General features: G+C 69.3%; 27 protein-coding genes. 11 read left to right on the top strand and 16 right to left on the bottom strand.

The features are described 5' to 3' along the window. Window positions 1-62 precede the first annotated feature (62 nt). Complete coding sequence (locus ACXJJ3_RS22750) at window positions 63-1,520, bottom strand: PPC domain-containing protein (protein WP_458163845.1); 1,458 nt, start codon at window positions 1,518-1,520, stop codon at window positions 63-65. Window positions 1,521-1,669: 149 nt separating this feature from the next. Between ACXJJ3_RS22750 and ACXJJ3_RS22745 the strand changes: the two genes are divergently transcribed. After that, a complete protein-coding gene (locus ACXJJ3_RS22745) occupies window positions 1,670-2,131 on the top strand; it encodes a YciI family protein (RefSeq protein ID WP_458163844.1) in 462 nt (153 codons plus the stop codon). On the opposite strand, the gene ACXJJ3_RS22740 is transcribed toward ACXJJ3_RS22745, so the two are convergent. From ACXJJ3_RS22740 to ACXJJ3_RS22730, 3 genes are read right to left on the bottom strand one after another with little or no spacing between them, the layout of a single operon-like run. Beyond that, a complete protein-coding gene (locus ACXJJ3_RS22740; protein WP_458163843.1) occupies window positions 2,113-3,231 on the bottom strand; it encodes a zinc-dependent alcohol dehydrogenase family protein in 1,119 nt (372 codons plus the stop codon). The two genes, ACXJJ3_RS22745 and ACXJJ3_RS22740, sit on opposite strands and share 19 nt — an antisense overlap. Next, window positions 3,228-3,644 carry an acyl-CoA thioesterase gene (locus ACXJJ3_RS22735; RefSeq protein WP_458163842.1) on the bottom strand — a complete coding sequence of 139 codons (417 nt, stop codon included), beginning with the start codon at window positions 3,642-3,644 and terminating at the stop codon, window positions 3,228-3,230. Before ACXJJ3_RS22735 ends, ACXJJ3_RS22740 begins: the two co-directional genes overlap by 4 nt. Before the next feature lie 7 nt (window positions 3,645-3,651). After that, window positions 3,652-4,500 carry an SAM-dependent methyltransferase gene (locus tag ACXJJ3_RS22730; RefSeq protein ID WP_458163841.1) on the bottom strand — a complete coding sequence of 283 codons (849 nt, stop codon included), beginning with the start codon at window positions 4,498-4,500 and terminating at the stop codon, window positions 3,652-3,654. A 271-nt stretch (window positions 4,501-4,771) separates the two neighbouring features. Here ACXJJ3_RS22730 and ACXJJ3_RS22725 point away from each other — a divergent pair, with 271 nt between their 5' ends. Continuing rightward, a complete protein-coding gene (locus ACXJJ3_RS22725; RefSeq protein WP_458163840.1) occupies window positions 4,772-6,109 on the top strand; it encodes an MFS transporter in 1,338 nt (445 codons plus the stop codon). Here ACXJJ3_RS22725 and ACXJJ3_RS22720 read toward each other — a convergent pair. The 4 genes from ACXJJ3_RS22720 to ACXJJ3_RS22705 all read right to left on the bottom strand — a co-directional run bounded on the left by ACXJJ3_RS22720 (window position 6,011) and on the right by ACXJJ3_RS22705 (window position 10,303). Next, window positions 6,011-7,129, bottom strand: a complete 1,119-nt coding sequence (locus tag ACXJJ3_RS22720; protein ID WP_458163839.1) for an ABC transporter permease — start codon at window positions 7,127-7,129, stop codon at window positions 6,011-6,013. The genes ACXJJ3_RS22725 and ACXJJ3_RS22720 overlap by 99 nt on opposite strands. Before the next feature lie 143 nt (window positions 7,130-7,272). Further along, window positions 7,273-7,923, bottom strand: coding sequence for an ABC transporter ATP-binding protein (locus tag ACXJJ3_RS22715; protein WP_458171936.1), 651 nt, complete (start codon window positions 7,921-7,923; stop codon window positions 7,273-7,275). Window positions 7,924-7,958: 35 nt separating this feature from the next. After that, window positions 7,959-9,254 (bottom strand): peptidoglycan-binding protein, encoded by a 1,296-nt coding sequence (locus tag ACXJJ3_RS22710; protein ID WP_458163838.1) that lies wholly within the window; start codon window positions 9,252-9,254, stop codon window positions 7,959-7,961. After that, window positions 9,251-10,303: a hypothetical protein gene (locus tag ACXJJ3_RS22705; protein ID WP_458163837.1), complete on the bottom strand. Its 1,053-nt coding sequence runs from the start codon at window positions 10,301-10,303 to the stop codon at window positions 9,251-9,253. Before ACXJJ3_RS22705 ends, ACXJJ3_RS22710 begins: the two co-directional genes overlap by 4 nt. 113 nt (window positions 10,304-10,416) lie before the next feature. On the opposite strand from ACXJJ3_RS22705, the gene ACXJJ3_RS22700 reads away from it, so the two are divergent. From ACXJJ3_RS22700 to ACXJJ3_RS22690, 3 genes are read left to right on the top strand one after another with little or no spacing between them, the layout of a single operon-like run. Further along, on the top strand, window positions 10,417-11,121 hold the full coding sequence (locus tag ACXJJ3_RS22700; protein ID WP_458163836.1) for a response regulator transcription factor: 705 nt from the start codon (window positions 10,417-10,419) through the stop codon (window positions 11,119-11,121). Next, window positions 11,111-12,952: a sensor histidine kinase gene (locus tag ACXJJ3_RS22695; RefSeq protein WP_458163835.1), complete on the top strand. Its 1,842-nt coding sequence runs from the start codon at window positions 11,111-11,113 to the stop codon at window positions 12,950-12,952. Before ACXJJ3_RS22700 ends, ACXJJ3_RS22695 begins: the two co-directional genes overlap by 11 nt. A gap of 10 nt (window positions 12,953-12,962) precedes the next feature. Further along, window positions 12,963-13,385, top strand: coding sequence for an MmcQ/YjbR family DNA-binding protein (locus tag ACXJJ3_RS22690; RefSeq protein WP_458163834.1), 423 nt, complete (start codon window positions 12,963-12,965; stop codon window positions 13,383-13,385). 1 nt (window position 13,386) lies between these two features. On the opposite strand, the gene ACXJJ3_RS22685 is transcribed toward ACXJJ3_RS22690, so the two are convergent. From ACXJJ3_RS22685 to ACXJJ3_RS22655, 7 genes are all read right to left on the bottom strand, one after another. After that, on the bottom strand, window positions 13,387-13,686 hold the full coding sequence (locus tag ACXJJ3_RS22685) for a hypothetical protein (protein WP_458163833.1): 300 nt from the start codon (window positions 13,684-13,686) through the stop codon (window positions 13,387-13,389). Window positions 13,687-13,997: 311 nt separating this feature from the next. After that, the gene (locus ACXJJ3_RS22680; RefSeq protein WP_458163832.1) at window positions 13,998-14,945 is read right to left on the bottom strand and encodes an LLM class F420-dependent oxidoreductase; all 948 of its coding nucleotides are present in this window, start codon (window positions 14,943-14,945) and stop codon (window positions 13,998-14,000) included. Next, complete coding sequence (locus ACXJJ3_RS22675) at window positions 14,946-15,689, bottom strand: SDR family oxidoreductase (RefSeq protein WP_458163831.1); 744 nt, start codon at window positions 15,687-15,689, stop codon at window positions 14,946-14,948. 10 nt (window positions 15,690-15,699) lie between these two features. Beyond that, window positions 15,700-16,353, bottom strand: coding sequence for a histidine phosphatase family protein (locus ACXJJ3_RS22670; protein ID WP_458163830.1), 654 nt, complete (start codon window positions 16,351-16,353; stop codon window positions 15,700-15,702). Then, on the bottom strand, window positions 16,354-17,412 hold the full coding sequence (locus ACXJJ3_RS22665) for a phosphotransferase family protein (protein WP_458163829.1): 1,059 nt from the start codon (window positions 17,410-17,412) through the stop codon (window positions 16,354-16,356). Next, window positions 17,409-18,182: an SDR family NAD(P)-dependent oxidoreductase gene (locus tag ACXJJ3_RS22660; RefSeq protein WP_458163828.1), complete on the bottom strand. Its 774-nt coding sequence runs from the start codon at window positions 18,180-18,182 to the stop codon at window positions 17,409-17,411. Before ACXJJ3_RS22660 ends, ACXJJ3_RS22665 begins: the two co-directional genes overlap by 4 nt. Then, window positions 18,179-19,420, bottom strand: coding sequence for an acyl-CoA dehydrogenase family protein (locus ACXJJ3_RS22655; RefSeq protein WP_458163827.1), 1,242 nt, complete (start codon window positions 19,418-19,420; stop codon window positions 18,179-18,181). Before ACXJJ3_RS22655 ends, ACXJJ3_RS22660 begins: the two co-directional genes overlap by 4 nt. A 56-nt stretch (window positions 19,421-19,476) precedes the next feature. Between ACXJJ3_RS22655 and ACXJJ3_RS22650 the strand changes: the two genes are divergently transcribed. Further along, complete coding sequence (locus ACXJJ3_RS22650) at window positions 19,477-20,064, top strand: TetR/AcrR family transcriptional regulator (RefSeq protein WP_458163826.1); 588 nt, start codon at window positions 19,477-19,479, stop codon at window positions 20,062-20,064. A 43-nt stretch (window positions 20,065-20,107) separates the two neighbouring features. Further along, window positions 20,108-20,992, top strand: a complete 885-nt coding sequence (locus tag ACXJJ3_RS22645; protein ID WP_458163825.1) for a GNAT family N-acetyltransferase — start codon at window positions 20,108-20,110, stop codon at window positions 20,990-20,992. On the opposite strand, the gene ACXJJ3_RS22640 is transcribed toward ACXJJ3_RS22645, so the two are convergent. After that, window positions 20,989-22,446 (bottom strand): M81 family metallopeptidase, encoded by a 1,458-nt coding sequence (locus ACXJJ3_RS22640; protein WP_458163824.1) that lies wholly within the window; start codon window positions 22,444-22,446, stop codon window positions 20,989-20,991. The genes ACXJJ3_RS22645 and ACXJJ3_RS22640 overlap by 4 nt on opposite strands. Window positions 22,447-22,579: 133 nt before the next feature. Between ACXJJ3_RS22640 and ACXJJ3_RS22635 the strand changes: the two genes are divergently transcribed. Genes ACXJJ3_RS22635 through ACXJJ3_RS22620 form a run of 4 tightly spaced genes read left to right on the top strand, consistent with a single transcriptional unit; the run spans window position 22,580 to window position 25,259 of the window. Continuing rightward, window positions 22,580-22,987: a hypothetical protein gene (locus tag ACXJJ3_RS22635; protein WP_458163823.1), complete on the top strand. Its 408-nt coding sequence runs from the start codon at window positions 22,580-22,582 to the stop codon at window positions 22,985-22,987. A 12-nt stretch (window positions 22,988-22,999) separates the two neighbouring features. Continuing rightward, the gene (locus ACXJJ3_RS22630) at window positions 23,000-23,377 is read left to right on the top strand and encodes a YciI family protein (RefSeq protein ID WP_458163822.1); all 378 of its coding nucleotides are present in this window, start codon (window positions 23,000-23,002) and stop codon (window positions 23,375-23,377) included. A gap of 2 nt (window positions 23,378-23,379) precedes the next feature. Next, entirely contained in the window at window positions 23,380-24,564 is a 1,185-nt protein-coding gene (locus ACXJJ3_RS22625) for an RNA polymerase sigma factor (RefSeq protein WP_458163821.1), read from the top strand. Between the two features lie 11 nt (window positions 24,565-24,575). Continuing rightward, entirely contained in the window at window positions 24,576-25,259 is a 684-nt protein-coding gene (locus tag ACXJJ3_RS22620) for a Type 1 glutamine amidotransferase-like domain-containing protein (protein WP_458163820.1), read from the top strand. Window positions 25,260-25,309 lie beyond the last annotated feature (50 nt).

The raw sequence follows: 25,309 nt of genomic DNA, 5'->3' as shown, positions 1-25,309 counted from the left end.
GTTCCCCCCACACAGCAGACCCGGGGCCGTCGATCTCGGTGGGATCGGCGGCCCCGGGGGTCTCAGGCGGCGGTGACGCGGACGGTGTAGGCGCCGCGACTGCCGTACGTCGAGTAGCCGGTGTTCAGCGGATCGCCGTACCCGGTGTTCTGGACGCGGAGGTAGTACCGACCGGCCGTGATCTGGCGGGTGATGCTGGCGCTCAGGCCGGTCGGCGTACTCGCGTTGGACTGTCCGGACGCCGGGTCGGCGGTGGCGACGACGGTGCCCGACGCGTTCAGCAGCTGGAGCTTGATGTCCAGGTCGGCGCCGGACGCGGCGGTGTTCGCGGCGAACGTGAAGGTCCCGGCCTTGAGGTCGATCCGGAACAGGTCGACGTCGGTGTCCTTCTCGTAGATGCCCTTCACGCTCGTGCCGAGGGTGATCGGGTCGGCGGTCGCGGTGGTGTTGCCGTGGTCGTCGGCGCGCAGGGTCAGCCCGTTCTGGCCGATCACCGCGTAGTCGTCTTCCTTGTTGTTCGCGCCCGTGTACTCGCCCTTGCTCCATTGGCTGATCGCCTTGGAGTACCCGACGCCCATGATCGGCGCCCACGCGCCGTGGCCCGCGTAGTACCCGACGGACGACGTGCCGTCGTGGGAGAGCCCGACGTTGTGCCCGGCCTCGTGGGCCGCGGCCTCGGCGATGTTCTTCGCGCCGGTGCCGACGCCCTTCGTGAAGACCAGCGCCGGCTGGTAGTACGCGTGGTTGCTGGTGTTGTCGTACACGCCGACGTACGCGACCCCGCCGCAGCCGCAGCTCGACTGGTACCAGGTGGTCGGATCGATCACGACGCGCGTGCCGTACTGCTGGTCGGATGCACCCGCGCGGTCGATCGCGGCCGCGGTCGGCTCCTGCGTCGTCACGTCGACGTCGAACGGCGCGTAGTCCTCGGCGACCCGGGCCCAGACGTCATGGACGACGTCCTGTTCGGCCATGCTGAAACTCGAAGGACTGCCGTCGGTGTCGTACGGCGTGATGGTGACCGTCGCGGGCTTGCCGTTCGCGTTCCACGCCGTCCCGGTGATGGTGTGGCCGGTGAAGTCGAGGTAGATGACCCGGTTCGAGCCGGGCTTGCTGTGCAGCTCGAACGCCGGACCGGTCGCGCCGGCGACGGCCGACCGAGCCCAGCGCGGGGACGCCGCGGCGTCGGCCGAGCGCTCGACGGTGGTGGCGACCGGCTCACGGTAGAACAGCCGGCCGCCGTGATCCAGCCAGGCCGTCTTGTCACTCGTCAGGATCTGCCGGAGGTGGTCGGTGGTCAGCTTGTTCTTCGCCGCGACCTCGTCGAGCCGGGACTGGACCCGGCCGAGCGCGGTCCGGCCCGGCTGTTCCCGGCCGAGCAGTTGGTCGATGGAGAGCGGGGCGGGCTCCTTGGCGTCGGCCTGGTTGCCCAGAGCGACGGCCAGGGATCCACAAGCGAGCGCACCGGCGACAGCAAGAGCACTGATCCGGCGGCGGTTCAGGGGGCGGCGGGTTGGCATGGGGCGGGAACTCCTCAGGTACTCCGGCGTGCCTCACTTGACATCTTCACGAGCGGTGTACGCGAACGCACTGTGCGTAGCCTGCCCGAAGGTCCCCGCCGCTGTATAGATTCGTCTCGGGATTTAACGCCGACTTGGGAGGGTCCCCGATGCGATTCATGATGATCTTCAAGGCCAGCGAGGAGTCCGAAGCCGGGCAGCCGCCGAGCGAGGCAGCGCTGACCGCGATGGGCCTGGTGATGGCCGAGATGGCGGAGCAGGGCGTGCTGCTGGCAGGCGACGGGCTGCTGCCGAGTGCGCAGGGCTTCCGGCTGCAGCTCGACGAGGGGAAGCGCCGGGTGGTCGACGGTCCGTTCGCCGAGACCAAGGAGCTGATCGCCGGGTTCTGCCTGATCGAGGTGGCGTCCCGGGCGGAGGCGGAGGAATGGGGCTGGCGGTGCATCGCGGCGGACGCGCTGGGCGCCGGCGACCCGGACACCTCCGGGCTGCTGGAGATCCGGCCGGTCCCAGGCGCCGAGTATTTCGGTGACAACTACACCGAGGAGGCTCAGCAGCGGAACGACGTGACGTTCCACAAGGCCGCGGAGAACCTTCAGAAGAGCAGCACCTGACGGATCGACGTACCGGCGGCGAGGTCGTCGAACGCCGCGTTCAGGTCGTCGAGGCCAACGGTGGCGCTGAGCAGCCGGTCGACCGGGAGGCGGCCGGACCGGTAGAGCGCGACGTACCGCGGGATGTCGCGGGACGGGACCGACGAGCCGAGGTACGAGCCCTTCACGGTGCGTTCCTCGGCGACCAGGCTGACCGCGGGGACCGTGAATGGCTGCGACGGGTGCGGGAGGCCGACGGTGATCGTGGTGCCGCCGCGGCGGGTGGCGGCGTACGCCTGCTCGAGGACCTTGGCACTGCCGACTGTCTCGAAGGCGTACTCCGCTCCGCCGGCCGTCGCCTCCCGGACCTGGTCGACGGCGTCGTCGGCGCGGGCGTCGATCGCGGCGGTGGCGCCGAGTTCGAGGGCGAGCTGGAGTTTGGCCGGTACGACGTCGACGGCGACGATCGGGTGGGCGCCGACGAGTACCGCGCCGAGGAGGGCGGAGAGGCCTACACCGCCCAGTCCGAAGACCGCGGTACTGCGGCCGGCGCGGAGTTGGGCTGTGTTCACTACCGCGCCGACGCCGGTGAGGACCGCGCAGCCGAAGAGCGCGGCGATCTCGGGTGGGAGGGCCGGGTCGATCTTCACGGCTGAATGCGCGGAGATCACGGCGTGGTCCGCGAAGCCGGAGATGCCCAGGTGGTGGTGGACTGTTTCGTCTGGTGTGGTCAGGCGGTGGGCGCCGGTGAGGAGGGTGCCAGAGGTGTTGGCGGCGGCGCCGGGTTCGCAGAGGGCGGGGCGGCCGGAGGCGCAGGGCGCGCAGATTCCACAGGCGGGGACGAAGGCGCAGACGACGACGTCCCCTGGCGCGAAACCTTCGGCCGACGACTGGACGACCTCGCCGGTCGCCTCGTGGCCGAGCAACATCGGCATCACCCGCGGACGCGAACCGTCGATCACCGAGAGATCCGAGTGGCAGAGTCCCGCGGCCCGGATCCGCACCAGCAACTCCCCCGGCCCGGGCGGCGCCAGCTCAACCTCTTCCACCCGCAGCGGACGCGACTCGACGTACGGCGCCGGCAAACCCATCTCGCGCAGAACTGCGCCCCGCACGATCATGGCGTGATTCCTTCCAACGCGGTGCGGATGGGGGTGGGGATCGGGACTGGGCGGCGGGTGGTGCGGTTGACGAAGACGTGGACGAAGCGGGCGGTGGCGGCGGGGTGGGGGGTGTCTTCGCGGAAGAGGGCGAGTTCGTAGCGGACGCTGGAGTTGCCGAGTTGGGCGCAGCGTAGGGCGGCGTCGACGACGCCGGGGAACTCGAGGGGCTGCTTGAACGTGCACTGGGAGTCCACGCACAGGCCGATCACCTCGCCGGCGTGGATGTCGAGGCCGCCGACGCGGATCAGGAAATCGTTGATGACCGTGTCGAAGAAGCTGTAGTACTCGACGTTGTTGACATGTCCGTACACGTCGTTGTCCTTCCACCGCAGCGTGATCGCCAGGTGGTGCGGATACGCGGCGCGGTCCATCGGCCGGTTACGGCTTACGCCCGACCCCGCAGTACAGGCTGCACATGATCTCGGTGAACTCCCCCGAGTCGACCCGGCGGTTCGTCTCCTCGTCCGGGAACCACCGGATCGGCGACACCACGCCCGGCTCGACCAGCTCGGTGCCGGCGAAGAAGCGCGTGACGTCCGCCTTGTTGCGCACCTGGGCGTTGCCGCCGCCGTCGGACTTGTAGCCCTGGACCGCGCGGTCCCACATCTCCGGCGCGAAGTCCTGCGTCGCGTGCGAGATGATCAGCAGCGACCCGGGCGCCAGCGGCTCGAGCAGGTCGCGGACCATGTCGTACGGCTTCAGGTCGTCGGCGAGCGAGTGCAGGACGCCGACCAGGCTGAGCGCGACCGGCTTGCCGAAGTCGATCAGTTCTCCGACCTCTTCGGACTGCAGGACCGTGCCGGGCACGGTGATGTCGGCGTCGAGGTACGCCGTCTTGCCGAGCGGCTCGCTGGAGAGCAGGGCGCGCGCGTGGGTGAGCACGATCGGGTCGTTGTCGACGTACACGACGTGCGCCTCGGGGACGACCTTCTGGACGATCTCGTGCAAGTTCGGGCTGGTGGGGATGCCGGTGCCGACGTCGAGGAACTGCGTGATGCCCTGGTCGGCGGCGTACCGCGCGGCGCGGTGCATCCACATCCGGTTCGACTGGGCGGTGACGCGGCAGCCCGGGAACGCCTTCAGCAGATGCTCGGCGGCCTGCCGGTCGATGGCGAAGTTGTCCTTGCCACCGAGGAAGTAGTCGTACACCCGTGCCGCGTGCGGTCGGTCGAGGCGCAGCTGCTCGTAGACCCCCGGGTCGACGTCGGCGTCGTGCGATTCGGCCATGAACATCCCATCCGCGCTGCGGTTCAGAACTGAGAACAATCGTAACCGGCGCGCCACTGACGGTCACACCGGCACAAAAACACTACTCCCGTACGGCGTCACTTCCCTCGGCTGCGGCGCGTCCGACAATGTCCTTAACAGAGGCTTGATCGGACGACGCGGGATGGGTGACGCGGTCGAGGGGGCCACGGTCGGGTGGAGGGCGTCGTACCGGTCGGTCAGCGCGGGAACACCGCCGCCGAACGGCTCAAGTAGTAGTTACAGTGCTGCCGTGCGGTTTATCCGGGATCTGTGGACGTTGCTGCAGCGGCGGGATTTCCGGCGGTTGTTCGCGGTTCGGCTGACGTCGCAGTGCGGCGACGGGGTGTTCCAGGTCGCGCTCGCGTCGTACGTGCTGTTCTCGCCGGAGCGGGCGCCGGATGCGGCCGCGATCGCCGGGTTGTTCGCGGTGTCGTTGCTGCCGTACTCGATCCTCGGGCCGTTCACCGGCGTACTGCTTGACCGCTGGTCGCGCCGGCAGATCCTGTTCGGTGCGAACCTGACCCGCGCGGTGCTCGTGATCGGCGTCGGCGCGCTCGTCGCGGTCGGCAACGCGGGCGTGCCGTTCTACCTCGCCGTACTGCTCACGCTCGGCGTCAACCGCTTCCTGCTCTCCGGCCTGTCCGCCGGCCTCCCGCACGTCGTCGAGCGCGACGAACTCGTGATGGCCAACGCGGTCACCCCGACCTCGGGTACGGCGGCGTTCCTGGTCGGCGGCGGGATCGGTGCCGGCGTGAAGCTGCTGGTCGACTCCGACCTCACCGTCCTCGGGCTCACCGTGGTCATCTACACCACCGCCGCCCTGCTCGCGCTCCGGCTGCGCCGCGACCAACTCGGCCCCGACCTGAGCGGTGACGAGCCCGGCATCGCCGAGGCGCTCCGGACGATCGCGGCCGGCCTGGTCGACGGTGGCCGGCACCTCCGCGAACGCCGGCAGCCCGCGCTCGGTCTCGTCGCGATCGGCTCGCTCCGGTTCTTCTTCGGGCTGATGACGGTCTCGATGATCCTGCTGTACCGCAACTACTTCTACGGGCCCGGGCAGCTCGACCGGGCGTTCGGCGGGCTGGCGATCGCGACCGGTGCGGTCGGCGCCGGAGTGTTCGTCGCCGCGCTGATCACGCCGTGGGGCACCCGGGTGCTGTCGCTGCGCCGGTGGATCAGCTGGCTGTTCGTCGGCGCCGCGGTCGTCAGCGTCGTACCGATCGGGCTCTACACCCGGCCCGCGGTGGTGATCGGCGGGTTCCTCGTCGGGTTCTGCTCGCAGGGCGTGAAGATCAGCGTCGACACACTCGTCCAGACGGGTGTCGACGACGTGTACCGCGGGCGGGTGTTCGCGCTGTACGACATGATCTACAACGTCGGACAGGTCTCCGCGGCCGCACTCGGCGCGGCGATCCTGCCCGACAGCGGGAAGTCGTACCCGGTGCTCGCGCTGATCGTGGCCGGGTACGCGGTCACCGCCTTGCTGTACTCACGTGCCTCGCAGCGCGGTGATCGGCTGGATGGCGGAGGCCTTCCAGGCGGGGTACGTACCGGCGACCAGGCCGATGAACGCACCCAGCAGGGGTGAACCGAACGCCAGCCGGTTGTCGAGGATCGGCGTCCAGTCGCGGATCCAGGACACGCTGACAGTCAGGATCACGCCGACCGCCGTACCGAGCAGGCCGCCGAGGAAGCCGACGATCACGCTCTCCACCAGGAACTGCACGGCGATATGTCTTCGCGCCGCGCCGAGGGCTCTGCGCAGGCCGATCTCGGAGATGCGTTCCAGGACGGACAGGAGGGTCACGTTCGCGATACCCAGTCCGCCGACGAGGAGCGCCACCGCGCCGAGGAGCAGGAAGAGCGCGTTCAGGTCGGACTCGACGCCTTTGCGTACGGCGCCCTGTTTGGGTGGAGCGTCGACGTTCAGGGTGCTCGGGTCGTTCGGCTGGATCGCGATCGGGGCCTGTTCGGCGATGAGCTGCGCGGCGCCGACGGCTGTGCGGATCTCGACCGCGTCCGGGGACTGCAGGTTGTAGGCCTCGCGGGCGGTGCCGTTCGGCATGATCACCGCGTCGTTCAGTTCGGCGCGGCCGCTGACCGAGTCGAGGATGCCGATCACGGTGTACGGCTGGTCGCCGATGAACACGGCCGGTTGCGCGTCGACCCGGTTGATGCCGAGGCGTTCCGCGGCATGCTTGCCGAGGACAACCACTTTGTCGGCGCGGCGGTCGTGGCCGTCGTCGAAGAACCTTCCGGTTTTCAGCACCGCACGTACGGCGTCCCAGAGGCCGGCGGATCCGGCCATCACCGGGAGTGCCTTGCCGGTGCCGCTGTCGAGGCCGGTGACGTTCTGCACGAGGTCGTCGCCGATCTCCAGGTTGCTGACCGTGCCGGCCGCGTCGACGCCGTTCAGCCGCTGGATCCGCTCGGGGGCATCCCACGGGAGTTGTGTCGCGGCCTCCCCTTGCTGGCCACCTTTGTCGTCCGGCGACACCACCACCCGAGTAGCCGCGGCCAGGTCGAACCGCTGCGTGATCTGCCCGGCTGCGGTCTGCCCCAACCCCACAGTCCCCACCAGAGCAGCAACCCCGAGCACAGTCCCCAACGTGGTGAGAATCAACCGCGTAGGCCGAGCGGCAACGCCGGCCAGGGCCTCGTCCAGAAGATCACGAATTGCTGGACGTGACCGGAGCCGGCGTCGCCGCGCCGTGGACGGCCCGCCGGTCGGGTCCGGGGGGCCTGAATGGGTTACCACTGGAGGGTTCCGTCGACTATGCGGACCTGGCGTTGGGCGCGGCGGCTGACGTGGGCGTCGTGGGTGATGACGGCCAGCGTCATGCCCTCGGCGTGCAGTTCGTCGAACACCTGCAGGATCGCCTCCGCGTTCTTGCTGTCCAGGTTGCCGGTCGGCTCGTCCGCGAGCAGCAGGCTGGGTTCGGCGACCAGTGCGCGGGCGATCGCGACGCGCTGCCGTTCGCCGCCCGAGAGGGTGGTCGGCGCGAACTCCATCCGGTGTGCGAGTCCGACCCGTTCCAGCGCGACCCGGGCGCGGGCGAGCCGTTCCCGGCGCGGCACCCCGACGTACACCATCGAGAGCGCGACGTTCTCCAGCACCGTCCGATGGTCGAGCAGATGAAAGGACTGGAAGACGAACCCGATCCGCTGCCCGCGCAACACCGCCCGGCGGCGTTCGCGCAGTCGCATCGTGTCCACGCCATCCAGCCGATACACCCCATCCGTTGGGTTGTCCAACAACCCGAGCAGATGCAGCAACGTCGACTTCCCGGACCCGGACGGCCCCACGATCGACAGGTACTCCCCTTCCCGGACGGTCAGGTCGATCCCCTTGATCGCGCGGACTTCGGGCGGCCCCGGGAAGAACCGCCGTACCCCGATCATCTCCACCACCGGCGCCGGCAGCGCCACCGCGGTACTCACTTCCCCACCACCACCTGATCGCCCTCGCTCAGTTTCGCGTCGCCCTTCGGCGTCACCTGCGCGAACCCGTCCGCCGACAGCCCGACCGTGACCGGAATCAGCTCGACCTTCCCGTCCCGCAGTACCTCGACCCGCGACGCCCCGTCGGACCCGGACGACAACGCGGCCACCGGTACGGCGAGCACCTTGCCGCTGGTGCTCTTCACCGGGATCGTCACCCGGACGTTCGCGTCCCGCAGCAGCGCCAGCTGACTACCGGTCAACGCGTTCGGCGCGACGACCACGTCGTACTGGTTCCCGTTCTTCGTCACCCGCCGCACCTTCGACGCGACCGACGTACCGTCGCTGAGCTCGAGCGCCGCGGTCATCCCCGCCTTCAGCCGCTGCGCCGTCTCCGCGTCGACCTTGAGCGTGACGACCAGCGACGCACCGCTCGCCGACATCACCACGCCGTTGACGGTCCCGCCGCGTTCAACCTTCACGTCGTCGACGCGGCGCGGGAGCGTCTTCACGTAGACGACCTCCGACACCGGCAGCGGCGTACCCGCCTTGAACTCCGCGTCGGAGCGCGCCTGCTGGGCGTCCGACAGGTTCTGCTCGGCGTCGTCGACCGCGCCTTGCTGGACGGAGGTGTCTTTCGCCTTGGCATCCTTGGCCGCCTTGAGTTGCGACTGCGCCTGCCGGAGCTGCTTCTTCGCGGCGTCGACCTGCTTCTTCGCCTGGTCGACCGCCTGCGTAAGGCGGTCCTCCGGCGCGGGAGCGTCGTACCCGGCGTTCTCGTACAGCTTCTCCACCGCGGCCGATGTGGACAGCGTGTACTCGTCGTCCACCGTCCCCGGGTCGTACCCGAGCCGCTCGAGCGTCTGCTCCAACTGCAGCACGTCCGGCCCCTTGCTCCCCGGCGACAAGGTCCGGTACATCGGCAGTACGCCGGCCAGCCCGATCACCGGCCGCCCGGTGATCTCCAGCAGCGCCTTGCCTTCGGTGATCGTCGACCCGACCGTCGGGACCTTGCCCGTGACGATCGGCGGCGTGGTCAGCCCGGCCGTCTCGACCCGGATGTTCACCGCGCCGTCGAACGATGCGTCACCCCTCCCGACCACCTTGCTCGACAGCAGCTTCTTCGCGACCGGCACCGTGATCTGGGACGCGGCCGGCGGCGCGGTCTTCGCGGCCGCGTCCTCCGGCGAGCTGATCCGGCTGCCCGCCGCGACCCCGATCCCGAGCGACACCACGGCCACCCCTGCGACGCCGACCAGCACCCGGCGCCGGGACTTGGGTGTAGCGGTCACCGGTTCGCCGTCTCGTCGCGGTACGCCTCGAGCTCGGCCTTGTGCTGGTCGACGAACTCCTTCTCCTGCTCGTACTGCACCTTCTTGTACGCGTCGTCGTACCCCATGGCCTTGCACTTCTGGTCCGCGGTCGCGAGCTCGATCTCCAGCTTCCGCAGGTCGGACAGCTTCGCCGAGTCGACCTTGTCGAACGACGGCGGTCCCCCGATCGTCTTCGACGGGCTGCCCTTGGCCGGCGGCTGGTTCCCGGTCAACGCGTCGAGCTTCTGCTGTACTTCGTCCCGCGGGTCCGAGACCTTCTTGTACCCGGAGTGCCCGGCGTCAGCCATGCAGTCGGACCACGCGCTGGTCGCGTCGGTCACCCGCTGGTCGGAGTCGATCCGCTTCTGCAGCGCCTGGATGTCCTTGAACAGGCTGTCGAACTTCTTGAAGTCGATCGCGCCCTTGTTGTCGCCGTACACCTGCTTGACCGCCTTGCCCCGGCAGCCGAGGTCCTGCTCGCCGCTCGAGTTCGGACCGTCGCCGCCGCCCTGGATCACGACCGCGCCGTTCCCGTTGGCGTTCGGCCCGTTCAGCGCCTTGTCGTACGCCTTCTGCGCGGTCGGCGAGAGCGCCTTACGGATCTTCGCGTTCGGGTTGCTGTCGTCGTCGCCCGCCTTCGACCAGTCGATCGTGCTGATCCCGTACCCGTACTGCTCGGCGAACTTGTCCGCGGGCAGGTTGAACGCGTCGCTGAACTTCCCCTTCGCCTGCTGCTCCGGCGGGACCGCGACGTACTCGAACCCGGCGTCCTTCATGCACGCGACGGTGGCGTCCTCGACCTTGCGCTGCTTGGCCAGCTCCTCGTCGCTCGGCTGCTGTGCACCGCCCGCCCGGGTGGCGATCCGGAACGCGCCACCGCCTCCCGACGAACTGACGAAACCGTCGCCCATGTACTCCGCGAGCGGACTCTTGTCGCTCTTCTGATCGGACGCGACCGGCGCCTTGTCGTTGCCACAGGCAGCCAACGCGAGGACCGCCAGGACGGCGAGTGCTGTTTTGCTCTTCATGGCGGTCGAGCGTGCCGCCCGGACCGTGAAGAACCTGTGAAGGACCGGTTTGCACCCGATGCTCTCAGCCGATCTTCATCGGATTCTCATCAACTTCGGGGACATTGATCGGTATGCCAGCGCGGATTCTGGTCGCCGAAGACGACCTCAAGCAGGCCGAGCTGATCCGGCGGTACCTCGAACGTGAAGGGCACCTGACCGTCGTCGTGCACGACGGGCGGGAGGCCATCGACGAGGCCCGCCGGCGCAGCCCGGACCTGCTGGTGCTCGACGTGATGATGCCGAAGGTCGACGGTCTGGACGTCTGCCGGGTACTGCGCGCCGACGGCTCAGCCGATTCAGGGGTGCCGATCATCATGCTGACCGCCCGCTCCACCGAGGACGACCTGCTGCTCGGGCTCGACCTCGGCGCGGACGACTACCTGACCAAGCCGTACAACCCGCGCGAACTGGTCGCCCGGGTCCGCACGGTGTTGCGCCGTACCCGGATCCGTTCCGAAGGCGAGGTGTACCGCGTCGGCGAGCTGGAGATCGACCCGTCCCGGCACGAGGTACGCCTGGCGGGCAAGCTGGTCGAGCTGACGCCGGCGGAGTTCAAGATCCTCGCCTGCCTGGCCGCGTCGCCCGGGCGGGCGTTCTCCCGGCAGCAGTTGCTCGAGCACGCGTTCGGCTTCGACCACTACGTGTTCGACCGGACCGTCGACGTCCACGTGATGAACCTGCGGAAGAAGATCGAGCCGTCGCCGGGCGCTCCGACGTACCTGCGCACCGTGTACGGCGTCGGCTACAAGCTGACGGAGGAGACCCATGCGTCGTAGCGTGCTGGTCCGCTTCCTCGGGTTGTCGCTCGCGGTGGCACTCGGGGCGGTGATCGCGACCGCGCTGATCGCGACGTACAGCACCTCGGAGAAGCTGCAGGGCGAGATCGACGCGAATACGGGCCAACTGCAGGTCGACGGCGAGATCTACGGGGAGCTGGCGAAGTACGCCTCCGACCATCCGACCTGGTCGGGCGTCGACAAGGTGGTGCACGACCTCGCGGATCGGCTCGGCCGGCGGGTCGCGGTGACCGCCGAGAACGGGACCGTGATCGCGGACTCGGCTCGAGTGCTCGGCGCCGCCCCCGAACTCCCTTCAGTGCCTGCGGCAACCATCGACGCGCGCGGCGGTGGGCTGGGGAAGGCAAACAGCACGATGACCGTGTACCAGACGCGCAAGCCGGTGACGTTCGCGAGCGGGTTCGCGGCGACCGCTGCGATCGGGGTTCCGTTCGTGCCGGCGTCGGACTGGGGACTCACCGACGACGAGATCCAGCAGCGGAAGCAGCTCGCGAAGCAAGCCGTGAACTGCCTCGCCACGAAGGGCAAGTCGGCGAACGTGGCGCAGAGCGACGGCACCGTCCCCCAGGTGATGATCGAGTCGTCGCAAACCGTCGCCGGGATCCGGGTGAACTCCGCGCCCACCAAGGACGACTGCCTCCCGCCCGGCCTGACAGCACCGAGCGCGAAGGCGAAGATCGTCAACGACGACGAGGTACGACGGTCCACCGCATGCCTGGACGCGGCCGGGATCAAGTACAAGATCAACGACTACTCCGGTCTGCGATCCGTCGAGCCGATCACCGACGCCGCGGTCGACGAGACGTTCGCGAACTGCGTCGCGCAGGCCCGCGTGCAGGCGTTGACGCCGTACGTCGCTCCGCCGGCGAAGCTGTACCTCGGGGCGAAGAGCACGTTCAACGTGTTCTCCGGCGAGGGCCTGCTCCGGACCGCGGCGACCGCGCTCGGCGTACTCCTGATCGCGGCGCTCGTGATGCTGTTCGCCGGCCGACGATTGGTCCGGCCAATCGTCGCGCTGACCGGTGCGACGCAACGGATGCGGAACGGCGATCATGCGGCGCGGGTCCCCGTCAGCGGGAAGGACGAGGTCGCGCGGCTCGGGCACGCGTTCAACGACATGGCCGAGGCGATCCAGCGGCACGACTTCCAGCGCAAGGCGATGGTCAGCGACGTCGCCCACGAACTCCGTACGCCGCTCGCGAACATCAAGGGCTACCTGGTGGCGTCCGAGGACGGCGTCGTACCGCTCGACGGCGCGCTCGTCACGTCGCTCCTCGAGGAAACCGCACTCCTCGAACACCTGGTCGCCGACCTCCAGGACCTCGCCCTGGCCGACGCCGGCATGCTCCGCCTGCATCCCGCGCCCCGCGACCTCACCGAGCTCGCGCAGCAAGTGGTCATGGCCCACCAACCCGCCGCCGAAGCAGCCTCTGTCACCCTCACCGCCACGGCCTCCGGTCCGTCGCCGGCAGTCGTCGACAGCGCCCGCATACGTCAGGCCCTCGGCAACCTGGTCTCGAACGCCATCCGCTACACGCCGACCGGCGGCCGCGTGATGGTCGGCGTACGCCCTGTGGACAACGGCTACAACCTCACCGTGACCGACAACGGGACGGGGATCGCCGCCGAGCACCTTCCGCACGTCTTCGACCGCTTCTACCGCGCCGACGTCTCCCGCACCCGCACCACCGGCGGCAGCGGCCTCGGCCTCGCCATCACCAAACACCTGACCGAAGCCCACCACGGCCACATCACCGTCACCAGCCGCCCCGGCTCCGGCTCGACCTTCACGATCTGGATCCCCGCCTAGACTCGCTCCCATGGCTCCGAGGAAGGCACGCCTGGCCGACGTCCACGAGATCGCGTCCGGCATGCCGCACGTCACCAAGTGGGAACGCGACGACGGCACCGACCGCCCCGTCTACCAGGTCGGCGGCAAGTCCTTCGTCTTCTTCCGCACTCCCCGCCCCGACGCCGTCGACCCCGTCACCGGCGAGAAGTACGACGACGTGATCATGATCTGGGTCGACTCCGAATCCGAAAAGCTCGCCCTCCTCGCGGCGGACCCCACCCCGTTCTTCACCACTCCACACTTCGACGGCCACCCCTCCGTCCTCATCCGAGCCCGCGACCTGGGCGCCCTCACCACACAAGAACTCACCGAAGTAATCCAAGACGCCTGGCTCTCCCGAGCCTCGCCCCGCCGAGCCACCACCTGGCTCAAGGCGAACCGCCTCAGCTGACCTACTCCCCGCTGGTGTAGAACTCGGCCAGCCGCTGGACCGCCCGCGCCTTGGTCATCAGGCGGACGTCGGCTTCCGGGATGTGGGCGTCGACGACCACCGCCCTGACAACCCGCGCCGGGATCGACTCGACCGGAACCGCGGGCGGCTGCCAATCCGGAAGCACCTTGTCGTCGACACAGCCCCAGAGCGGCCTGGTGTCTGGGCGGGCTGTGGTCGGCAACTCGGCAGGAGGTGCCGGTCCCTGGGCGGTGCACTCGAGCGCGAAATCGCAGATCGCGTACGGCGTCTCGCGGTGCACTACCTGTCACCCTGCAGATCCTCCCGCTGCAAGACCTACCCCGGCACTCCTGCCTCACCCCCGCCCACACCCGCGACACCGGCCACGCACCATCGGGCCTCGGCCGTCAGCGGTGGTGACCGTTTGAGGGGTTAACGCCTGAAACGCCGGGTTTGCAACCGGTATACGGGTAGCTAACCCCGCATCTCAGACGCTAACCCCTCAACGAGCGGGTCCCATGAACGGCCGCCCCACGGACCTCACAAGCCCGGGCGCGCCGAAGGCGCCAACAAGCAGCCGCCGCGGAGCGGTGTCCTTTCGCGGGGTGGTGGTTAGTTGGGGGCTAGGGAGCGGGCGGTTTCCAGGGGGTTGGTGCCGGTGGGGAGGGTGGCGATGATGGGGGTGTCGAGGCCGTTTTCCAGGTAACGGTTGATGTGGGTGCGGCACTGGTCGGGGGTGCCGTGGACTATCAGGGCGTCGATCAGCGACTCGGGGATGGCGGCCATGGCTGCGTTGCGGTCGCCCGCGGACCAGGCTTCGCGCATGGGTTGCATCAGGCCGGCGCGGCCGAGCCAGTCGTGGAAGGCGGCGTAGCCGGGGACGGTGAGGTAGGTGGCGATCAGGTAGCGGCCGATGTTGCGGGCCATGTCGGCGTCTTCGGTGGCGCAGACGAAGATGCGGGCGGCGAGTTCTTTGCCGGGGCCGAGTTCGGCGCGGACCTGGCGTACGTCGTCGGCGGAGAGCCAGTTGGTGATCGCGCCGTCGGCTTCGCGGGCGGCGAGGCGGAGCATCTGGGGGCGGAGCGCGGCGAGCATGATCGACGGCGGTACGTCGGGTGCCTTCTCCAGCCGGAAGCGCTCGATGGTGAAGCTGTCGAACGTCCCGTCCACGCGACCTCCCGCGAACGCCTGCCGCAGGAACCGCAGTACGTCGCGGGTCCGCGCCAGCGGCGGGTCGTACGCGATCCCGTTCCACCCGGTCACGATGGTCTCGGACGACGCCCCGATCCCGAGCACGAACCGTCCGGGCGCGAGGTCCGCCAGCGCGGCGGCACTCATCGCGAGCGCGGCCGGCCCGCGCGTGTGCACGGGTACGACGGCCGTCCCCAACCGCAGCGAGGCGTCCCACTCGGACGCGAGCACCAGCGGCGTGAACGCGTCCGCGCCAGCGACCTCTGCGGACCACAGATCCGTGTACCCCAACGAGTGCAGCTCAGAGATCAAAGCACGATGTTCCCGCAGCGGTACGCCGGTCAGCGGAACGGTCAGCCCCCACCGCATTCAGATCATCCTCTTCAGCAACGGCAGCGGCGCCACCCGCATCACCTGGGCGAGCGGCCACCACGGCCGCGCCGGTACGTACGCCTTCGCCTTCTCCGCCTCGATCGCGGCGACCATCGCCCGCACGCCCGGCTCGGTGTCGACGATGAACGGCGTGTGTTTGACCCGATCGTTCATCTCCGACCGGATGTACCCGGGGTAGATCGTGCTCACCTTGATCGGCTTCCCCAGCAACTCCAGCCGCAGCCCCTCGCCCAGCGAGGCGAGTCCGGCTTTCGTCGCGGCGTACGTCGTGACCGTTTTCGGCATCCCGCGGAGCGCCGAGATCGACGCGATCAGGACCAGGTGTCCGGCGTTCCGCGCCCGGAACAGTTCGAGGGCGGCCTCCGCCTGCGCAAGCGCTCCGACGAAGTTCGTCAGCGCCGTCTCCCGGTTCGCGGCGAACCGGCCGGTGCCGAGCGGCGCGCCTTTCCCCAGCCCGGCGTTCACCACGACCCGGTCCAGCGGCAACTCGGCGTCGACAGCGCGGAACACGTCGAACACCTGGTCGTGGTCACACACATCCAGGCTGTGGATAACCACCTTTGTCTGTGGATAACTCGCGGCAAGTTCGTCCCGGAGCACTTCCAGCCGATCGGTACGCCGGGCGGTCAGCGCCAGGTCATGGCCCTTCGCGGCGAACTGCCGCGCCATCTCCGCACCGAGGCCGGAGCTGGCACCGGTGATCAGGAGGTTCCGTCGCATCGAGGGAGTCCTATCTGTAAGTGAGCAGGTCCGCACCGAGGTGGACGTGCTCGTTGTAGCTCACCACAGTCAGCCCGCCGCGACCGGACACGACTTTCGTGATCGCGGTGTTGATCGTCACCGGGTTCAACTTTGTCCACAGCCCGTCGCCGCCGGACAGCAGCCGGCTGACCACGGCCGCGATCGGCCCGCCGGATGTGAAGACGAGCGCGGTCTCTCCCTTGCCGAGCCGTTCGGCGGTACGCCGTACCGCTGCCTCCGACCGGTCGCAGAACGCCTGGAACGTCTCGGCGTACCCGTCGCCGCCGTCGATCCAGCGCTGGGTCGCGGCCGTGAACATCTCCTGGAACGCCCTCTTCGGGTGCCCGCTGCGCGCCAGGTCGGCCACCATCACGGTGTGCCGCTTGTACGCCGGCTTGTGGGCGACGATCAACTCCTGGTGGTCGAACTCGTCGTACCCCGCATCCACCTCCGGGGTGAACCCCGCCAGCGACGCGGTCTGCTGGTGCCTGCGCATCGACCCCGAGACCACCACATCGGCCCGGACCTCGCTCAATGTCGAGCCCAGCCGCACAGCCTGCTGCTCGCCGAGTGGCGACAGCTTGTCGTAGTCGCGCGCACCGAACGACGCCTGCGCGTGCCGGATCAGGTAGACGACCGCCATCTACGACTGCCGGATGATCCGGCGGCAGCGCCGCTCGAGCAGGTTGACCGGGAGCCAGAAGTTCTTGAACCGCGGGTTCCGGGTCTGCTTGTGGTGGTAGCGGTAGTAGATCTGCTGCGCGATCACCGCGAGCCGGAACAGCCCGAACACCTCGTAGAACGCCCAGTTGTCCACAGGCAGACCCGACTGCTTCACGTAGTAGTCGACGATCTCCGAGCGAGTGATCATGCCCGGTACGTCGGACGGCTGCAGCTTGAACCGGCGGAACGCCCAGTCGTCGTCGGCCTGCACCCAGTACGCAAGGGCGCTGCCGAGATCCATCAACGGATCGCCGAGCGTGGCGAGCTCCCAGTCCAGTACGCCGACCACCCGCAGCGGGTCGTCCGGTGCCAGTACGACGTTGTCCAGCCGGAAGTCGTTGTGGATAACGCACGTCCGGACATCCACAGGCTGGTTCGCCGCCAGCCAGGTCATCACCCGTTCGTAGCTCGGCACGTTCCATGTCTTCGCCTTGCGGTAACGCTCCGTCCACCCGCTGACCTGACGCTCGACGTAGCCGGCACCGCGCCCGAGATCGGCGAGCCCGGCCGCCGCCGGATCGACGGCGTGCAGTTCGACCAGCGTGTCGATCAACGTGAACCCGAGCTGCCGGGTCTGCGCCGGCGTCAGGTCGACGCCCAGCCGGTGATGCCCGGGGATGGTGCCGACGACCCGTTCCATCACGTAGAACTCGGAGCCGATCACCGACTCGTCGTTGCAGTGGGCAATCATCTCCGGGACGTACCGGTAGACCGGCTTGAGCCCCTTCTGGATCCGGAACTCGCGTCCCATGTCGTGCGCACCCTTGGCCTTCGTACCGGCCGGCGGCCGCCGCAGGATCAGGTCGTGCCCCGGATAGCTCAGTAGATACGTCAGATTCGACGCACCGCCGGAGAACTGCTTCACCTCCGGCAACCCGTCCGGTACGGCGGTCTGCTCCCGCAGCCAGGCGTCCACCGCGGGTACGTCGAACGCGTCCTCGTCCCGCACCGCCCGGGCGCCTTCCGGCACTCCGGTCACCGCCCGTCCGTCGCGCGCGCCTGTGCACGCGCCGCGATCCGCCGCATCTGCCGGTCGTACAACGGCCGCACCAGCCGCTTCGTCCAGAACGCGACCCGGGCCGGCTGATCCGGGCTGATCAGGTGCTGCTTCTTCTTGATCCCGGCCAGCACGTTCGTCGCGATGTCGTCCGCGGACCGCGGCGACTTCTCGATCAGCTGCCGAGCGGTCGTGGCCATCGCACTGTCCGCGCCGCGGATCGAGTCCGCGAGGTTGGTCCGGAAGAACGACGGGCACACCACCGACACGGTGACGCCGTACGGATGCAGCTCGTGCGACAGCGTCTCCGACAGCGCAACCACGCCGGCCTTGACGGTGTTGTACGAGCTCATCATCGGCGGATGCACGAGCCCGGCCGCGGACGCGGTGTTCACGATGTACCCGGACCGCTGCTCCTTGAACAGCGGGACGAACGCCCGGCACCCGCGGACCACGCCCATCAGGTTGATGTCGACGACCCGGTCCCATTCGTCGAGCGTCTCGACCTCGATCCGGCCGCCGGTCGCGATCCCCGCGTTGTTCACCAGGATGTCCAGGCCGCCCCAGTTGTCCTGGCACCACGCGACCGCCGCGTCCCAGTCCGCCGGGCTCCGGACGTCAAGCTTCAGGTACGGCGCGGGTCCGTCCTCCCCCACGTCCGTACTGAGCACTTGGTGGCCGTCGGCAACGAAGCGGGCGACCAGGGCCGCGCCGAGACCGCTCGCGGCGCCGGTGACGAGGACACGACTCACTTGGCCTCCTGAACGGCCGAGAGGTACGACGCCAACTCGATCCTGGCGACCACTCCACGATGCACCTCGTCCGGCCCGTCGGCCAGCCGCAACGCGCGGGCGCTCGTCCACGCGGCCGCGAGCGGGAAGTCCTCGGACAGCCCGCCGCCGCCGTGCAACTGGATCGCCATGTCGACGACGTCCTGCGCCATCCGCGGCACCGCGACCTTGATCTGGCTGACCTCGCTCAACGCCCCGGCCAGTCCTTGCGTGTCCAGCAGGTACGCCGTGTGGAGGACCAGCAATCGCGCCTGGTTGATCGCGATCCGGGCCTCGGCGATCCGCTCCCGGTTGCCGCCGAGGTTGACGATCGGCTTGCCGAACGCGGTCCGGCTGGTCCCGCGCTGCAGGGCGAGCTCGAGCGACTTCTCCGCCAGTCCGATCAGCCGCATGCAGTGGTGCACGCGTCCCGGACCGAGCCGTCCTTGGGCGATCTCGAACGCGCGGCCCGGTCCGACCAGGATGTTCGCGGCCGGCACCCGGACCTCGGTGAACGACACCTCGCCGTGGCCGTACGGTTCGTCGTACCGGCCCATCGTCGGGAGCAGGCGCTCGACCTTCACGCCCGGGGCGTCACGCGGGACGAGCACCATGGTGTGCCGCGCGTACCGGTGCGCTTCGGGGTCGGTGAGGCCCATGAAGATCAGCAGCCGGCAGTCCGGGTGTCCGATACCGGTGCTCCACCACTTGCGGCCGTTGAGGACGACCTCGTCGCCGTCGACAACCGCGGTCGCCTCCATGTTGGTGGCGTCGGAGGACGCGACGTCCGGCTCGGTCATGCAGAACGCGGACCGGATCGTGCCGTCCAGCAACGGTTCCAGCCAGGTCTTCTGCTGCTCGGCGTTGCCGTAGCGGAGGAGCACCTCCATGTTGCCGGTGTCCGGCGCGTTGCAGTTGAACACGTACGGCGCGATGAACGACCGGCCGGTGAGTTCCGCGATCGGGGCGTAATCGAGGTTGCTCAGGCCTTCGCCGTACTGCTCGTTGCCCGGCTCGGCGGGCGGCAGGAACAGGTTCCACAGGCCGGCCGCGCGGGCCTTCGCCTGCAGGTCCTTCATGATCGGCTGCGGCTGCCAGGGGTCTCCGGCGGCGCGGATCGCGCTGTGCAGCTCGGCCTCGGCCGGCTCGATCTCGGTGCGCAGGAAGGACTCCACGCGACCGATCAGGTCCTGTGCCCGGGCCGAAGGTTCGAACCCCATCAAGACTCCTCTCCCTCAGCTTGACCGTAGCTCAGCGTCTAAGCAATGCTCAATAGATGGAACACCGTCTGACAGCGGACGACCGCAAGAAGCAACTGGTCAAGATCGGCCTGATGATGCTTCGCACCAAGCCGATCCACGAGCTGTCGATCGACGAGATCGCGAGCGCCGCGGGGATCTCCCGCGGGCTGCTGTTCCACTACTTCCCGAGCAAGCGCGACTACTACGTCGCGGTCATCTCCGCGGCCGGCCGCCGGCTGCTCCGCGTCACCAAGCCCGACGAGGCACTGTCGCCGGAGAATCAGCTGCGCGAGATGCTGGTCCAGTTCGTCGCGTTCATCGAGCGCCGCCGGACGGCGTACATCTCGTTCGTCCGCGGCGCCGCCGGCGGTGACGACTTCGCCGTCGAGGTGTACGACGAGACCCGCGCCGGCCTGACCAAGCGGATCCTCACGTACCTCGGCACGCCCGAGGTGGCCGACGACCCGAAGTCCGCCGAGTACCTCCGCATCCACGCGTGGCTGTCGTACACCGAGGACCTGGCGATCGAGTGGTCCGGCCTTCCCGAGGCGGACCGCCCGTACAACACCGGCCGGCTGATCGACCACGCGATCGAGGCCCTGCACGTCCTGCGGAAGCTCTAGAAAGTACGTGCGCCGGGTCAGCGGCATGAGGTTTGATCGGCACATGTCGATCACACTGGAGACCGCGACGCGGGACTCGTTGGACGAGATCGTCGAGGCCGTCGCGCTCTGGCAGCGGCACGGGGCGCCCGTCCAGCTGCACCCCGGTGACCTCGGGTGGAACTGGTGCGACGGCGCCGAGGCGCTGGCCGCGGCCGTCCGGGCCTGGCGCCGTGACGGCGAACTCGTTGCCGCGGGCATGGTGGACGACGACAGCGGGCTGATCCGGATGGCGATCGCGCCGAGCGTCGACGAGGACGAGCCGTTCGCCGCGCGGTTGCTGGCCGACCTGTCGGATCCCGCGCAGGGCGTCCTGCCGGCCGACGCCGGACTCGTCGAGGCCCGCGCCGGTACGGCGTTCCGCGAACTGCTGCACCGCAGCGGCTGGGCGGCCGACGAGCCGTGGACGCCGCTGACCCGCGACCTCGGTACGCCGGTGCCGGACTGCGGACTGACGATCGAGTCCGTCGACGCGAAGAACATCCGCGACCGGATCCTCGCTGACCGGATCGCGGTACACCGCGCGGCGTTCCCGAACGCGAAGCTGACGTTGGAGCGCTGGCAGGCGATGGCCGCCGGAGCGCCGTACCGCCGGGGCCGCTGCCTGGTCGGGTACGACGACGTGGGCGTGCCGGTTGCCGCGACGACGGTCTGGTCCGCCGGGGAAGGACGCCCCGGGCTGATCGAACCGCTGGGCGCACACCGCGATCACCGCGGCCACGGGTACGGCCGGGCGATCACCGTCGCGGCAGCGGCTGCGTTGCAGGAGCTGGGGTCGTCCAGCGCAACCGTGTGTACGCCGAGCAGCAACGTCGGCGGCGTCGCGGCGTACGTGTCGGCCGGCTTCGAGAAACAGCCGGCCGTCACGGACTTCAGCCGCAAGAACTAAGGAAGCAGCTCCGGGGTCAGGTCAGGGTCGGCCATCTCCGGGTCGAAGGGGAACAGTGGTCGGAGTACGCCGTGGTGGCCGAGGCGCAGCAGGTCCTGGTCGACGCCGCCCGGAGTGAGGGCGAGCAGCCAGTCGGCGGCGAGGTTGTACAGCTCCGGCTCCAGGTAGCCGATCTTGACGATGACCAGGTCGGTCTTCGCGGGGTCCAGGCCAAGGAGCGTGAAGTCGGCGATGTGGTGGTACGGCTTGCGGCGGCTGGTCAGGATCGAGTGCAGGCCGCCCGCCTTGACGACCGCGACGGTGCCGCCGACCGGGTCCTCGGAGATCGAGAACACCGTGCCGGCCAGCGCGACCGGTCCCGACGGGCCGGGGTCGACCTTGCCGCCTGCGGTGACCTCGACCGGGTTGCCGACACCGGCGGCCACGCAGGCGGCGACCGCGTCCGGGTCGGTGATGCTGGCGTGGATCGCGGTGGCCTTGCCGGAGCCGAGGTCCTCGACCTTGAGCAGTTCGCCGAGCGTCCAGGACACGTCGCCGGCGCCACCCGCGGTCGGGTTGTCGCCGGAGTCGCTGATCAGGAACGGCCGCGCGCTGCTCGCGAGACCGGCCGTCACGCATTCGTCCAGTGTCCCGGTCGGCGCCACGAACGCGAACGCGTCCCGCGCATCCCAGTACGCCTTCGCCAACTCGTTCGCCCGCGCCGTGATCAGCTCGGTGTCATCACCGGTGACCACGACGGCGGCCCGGCAGCGCGGCTCGTCCGCCCACGCGTACCCGACCCACACGGCCGCATCCAGTACGCCGGGCTCGTCCGCGATCTCCGCCACCCGGTGGTAGATCGACTTCGCCGGCTCGAGCCGCGTCGAGGTCTTCTCGCCGGGCAGCAGCACCGGGACCTGGATCCACGCCTTCCCGGGCTTGCCGCCGCCGGAGCGCAGTCGCTCGACGAGATTCCGGAGCGCGCGCTCACGGCTCTCCATCGCGTCCTCGTGCGGCGCCATCCGGTAACAGGTGATCAGGTCGACGGCCGTCCCGAGCTCGCGGGAGACGTTGCCGTGCAGGTCCATCGAGGCCGACATCAGGACGTCGGGGCCGAGCACGTCCCGGATCCGGGTGGCCAGGTCGGCCTCCGCGTCCTGGCGGCCGACGACGCTCATCGCGCCGTGGATGTCGAAGAAGAACCCGTCGAGGTCGCCGGCGTCCTGCAGCCGGGTGATGATCTCCGCGGACAGGTCGTCGTACACCTCCGGCAGCACCGCGCCGCCGGGCAGTGACCGCGCGTGCACGAGCGGTACCCACTCGATCCCTTGCGCCCAGTCCTTGCCGAGGAAGTCGGTGTACCGCTCCAGCAGGTGGTCTCCACGCCGTACGTCGAAGTCCGCCAGCCCAGCCCGGTGCGGCGAGAACGTGCTGGACTCGATGGCGATCCCGGCAATGCCGATCCGTAGGTTCATGAGCAAAACCTGCCACAACCGAGCCGTTTCGCGCACTGCCTCGCAGTCAAATCTGGACAAAGCCCAGCTGTCGAAAGCCGCCGGACAGCTTCGAGGTAGCAGCACAAGGCAGGAACCAGAGAGGACTACGACCATGAACGAACTGCAGCGACTCGGCCGCCTGGTCGGCACCTGGAACGTGTCCGGCGGCGCCACGGGCACGACGACCTTCGCGTGGATGGACGGCGAGCACTTCCTGATGCAGCGCGGAGTGCTCGACCACGACGGCCACCAGGTCCGGATCACCGAGATCATCGGGTACGAGCACCTGTTCGGCGAGGAGCGCGGTACCGAGGTGAAGTCCCGGGTGTACGACGCGGACGGCAACACGCTCGACTACGTGTACGAGTTGACCGGTGACGAGCTGACGATCTGGGGCGGGTTCAAGGGCTCGCCCGGCTACTTCAAGGGTGTGTTCTCCGACGGCGGGGACCGCCTGATCGGAGACTGGGTGTACCCGGGCGGCGGGTACCACGCGACGATGGTCCGCAGCGCGGCCTGAAGGAGGAGAGCGATGAAGTACCTGCTGCTCGCGTACGGCGACCAGTCGGGCTGGGACACGGTCGACGTGAACAGCCCCGAGTTCGTCGCGATGTGCAAGTTCTACGAGGACCTCGCCGCGGAGCTGACCGCGAGCGGGGAACTCCTCGGCACCGAAGGGCTGGCGCATCCGGCGCTCAGCCGGACGGTACGCCGTACGGACGCCGGCCCGGTCGCGAGCGAGGGGCCGTTCGCCGAGTCGAAGGAGGTCCTCGCGAGCTTCGCGATCGTCGACTGCGACAGCCACGACCGGGTGATGGCGATCGCGGCCCGGATCGTCGAGGCGGTCGGCGACACCGTCGAAGTACGGCCGATCATGGCCGGGCCTGAGGACATGCGGCCGGCCGGCTGACGATGGAGGAGCTGCTGCGGAGCCTCTCGCCGCAGGTGCTCGGCGCGCTGGTTCGCCGGTACGGGCACTTCGAGACGTGCGAGGACGCCGTCCAGGAGGCGCTGCTCGTCGCCGCGCAGCAGTGGCCCGCCCAGGGCGTCCCGGAGGAGCCGCGTACCTGGCTCATCCGGGTCGCCTCCCGGCGGCTGATCGACCTGCTCCGCAACGAGGAGGCCCGCCGCCGGCGCGAGGACATCGTCCGTACGCCGGACCTCGCGCCGGCGCCGGTCGGCGACACCGACGACTCGCTGACCGTCCTGTACCTGTGCTGCCATCCGGACCTGCCGGTGGCCTCGCAGATCCCGTTGACGCTCCGCGCCGTCGGCGGGCTCACGACCGGCGAGATCGCCGCGGCCCTGCTCACCCCGGAGGCCACGATCGGGCAGCGGATCAGCCGCGCCAAACAGAAACTCCGCGGCCGGCCGTTCCGCCGGCCGGAGTCGGACCAGGGCTGGGAGCCGGTTCTGCAGGTGCTGTACCTGATCTTCACCGAAGGGCACACGAGTACTGCGGGCGACGAGCTCGGCCGGGTGGACCTGGCCCGCGAGGCGATCCGGCTGGCGCGGATGCTGCGGGAGCTGTTGCCGGACGACGGTGAAGTGGCCGGGTTGCTCGCGTTGATGCTGCTCACCGAGGCGCGGCGCCCGGCCCGGACCACGGCCGACGGCGCGCTGGTACCGCTCGACCAGCAGGACCGGTCGCGGTGGGACTCCGCGGCGATTGCCGAGGGCACCGAGTTGATCACCTGGGCGATGCGGACGACTCCGCTCGGGCCGTACCAGTTGCAGGCCGCGATCGCCGCCGTCCACTGCGAGGAGCCGACCGACTGGCGGCAGATCCTTGCCCTGTACAACTTGTTGGAACCCTTGCTGGACGGGCCGGTCGTCCGGATCAACCGGGCCGTCGCCACCGCGATGGTGCACGGGCCCGACGCCGGTCTTGCACTGCTCGACACGTTGGCCACGGAGCCACGAGCGACCCGCAACCATCGGTACCACGCAGTCCGAGCCCATCTCCTCGAACTCCGCGGCGACACCGGACAGGCCGCCGAGATGTATCTCGCCGCGGCCAAACTCACCACCAACACCACCGAACAGCGCTACCTCCGCGGCCGCGCGCTGAGGGCGACCACGCCGAGTCCGGAGTAGCGTCGGGCGTCATGAAGTTCCTGCTGACATCGTCGGGTATCCGGAACCAGAGCATCTCCGACGCGCTCGTCGAGCTCCTGGGCAAACCGATCGCGGAGTCCAGCGCGCTCTTCGTCCCCACCGGGATCTACCCGTTCCCCGGCGGCGCCGTCCAGGGGTGGAACGCGATCTCGGGGAACGCCAAGAGTTCGCCGTGCGACCTCGGCTGGAAGTCCGTGGGCGTGCTGGAACTGACCGCCCTCCCGACGATCCGCGAGGACAGCTGGGTCCCGGCCGTTCGGGAGGCGGACGCGCTGATCGTGTGGGGCGGCGACGTCCTGTACCTGACGTACTGGATGCGGCAGTCCGGTCTGGCGGAGCTGCTGCCGACGCTGACCTCGGTGTACCTCGGGGTGAGCGCGGGGAGCATCGCGGTGACGCCGTACAACTGCGACGCGGAGTTCGACCGGGAGTTCGTGCCGCCGGGCAGCGACATGGGGGATGGTGCCGAACGTGCCCTCGGGTTGGTGGACTTCACGTTGTACCCGCATCTCGGGCATCCGGACATGGCGGACACCACCCCGGAGAACATCGGGAAGTGGGCAGCCGGCATCCCGGTGCCGACGTACGCGATCGACGACGACACCGCGATCAAGGTCGTCGACGGCGACGTCGAGGTGATCAGCGAGGGCGACTGGAAACTGTTCGGCGGCTGATCCCTCACGCCCGCTCGGCCTCCGGGAGAGAAAGACGAAACAGCAGCGTC

The sequence above is a fragment of the Kribbella sp. WER1 genome (assembly GCF_054189145.1).
The sequence above is the reverse complement of the archived record's forward strand: the minus strand, read 5'-3'. Positions and strand labels throughout refer to the sequence as shown.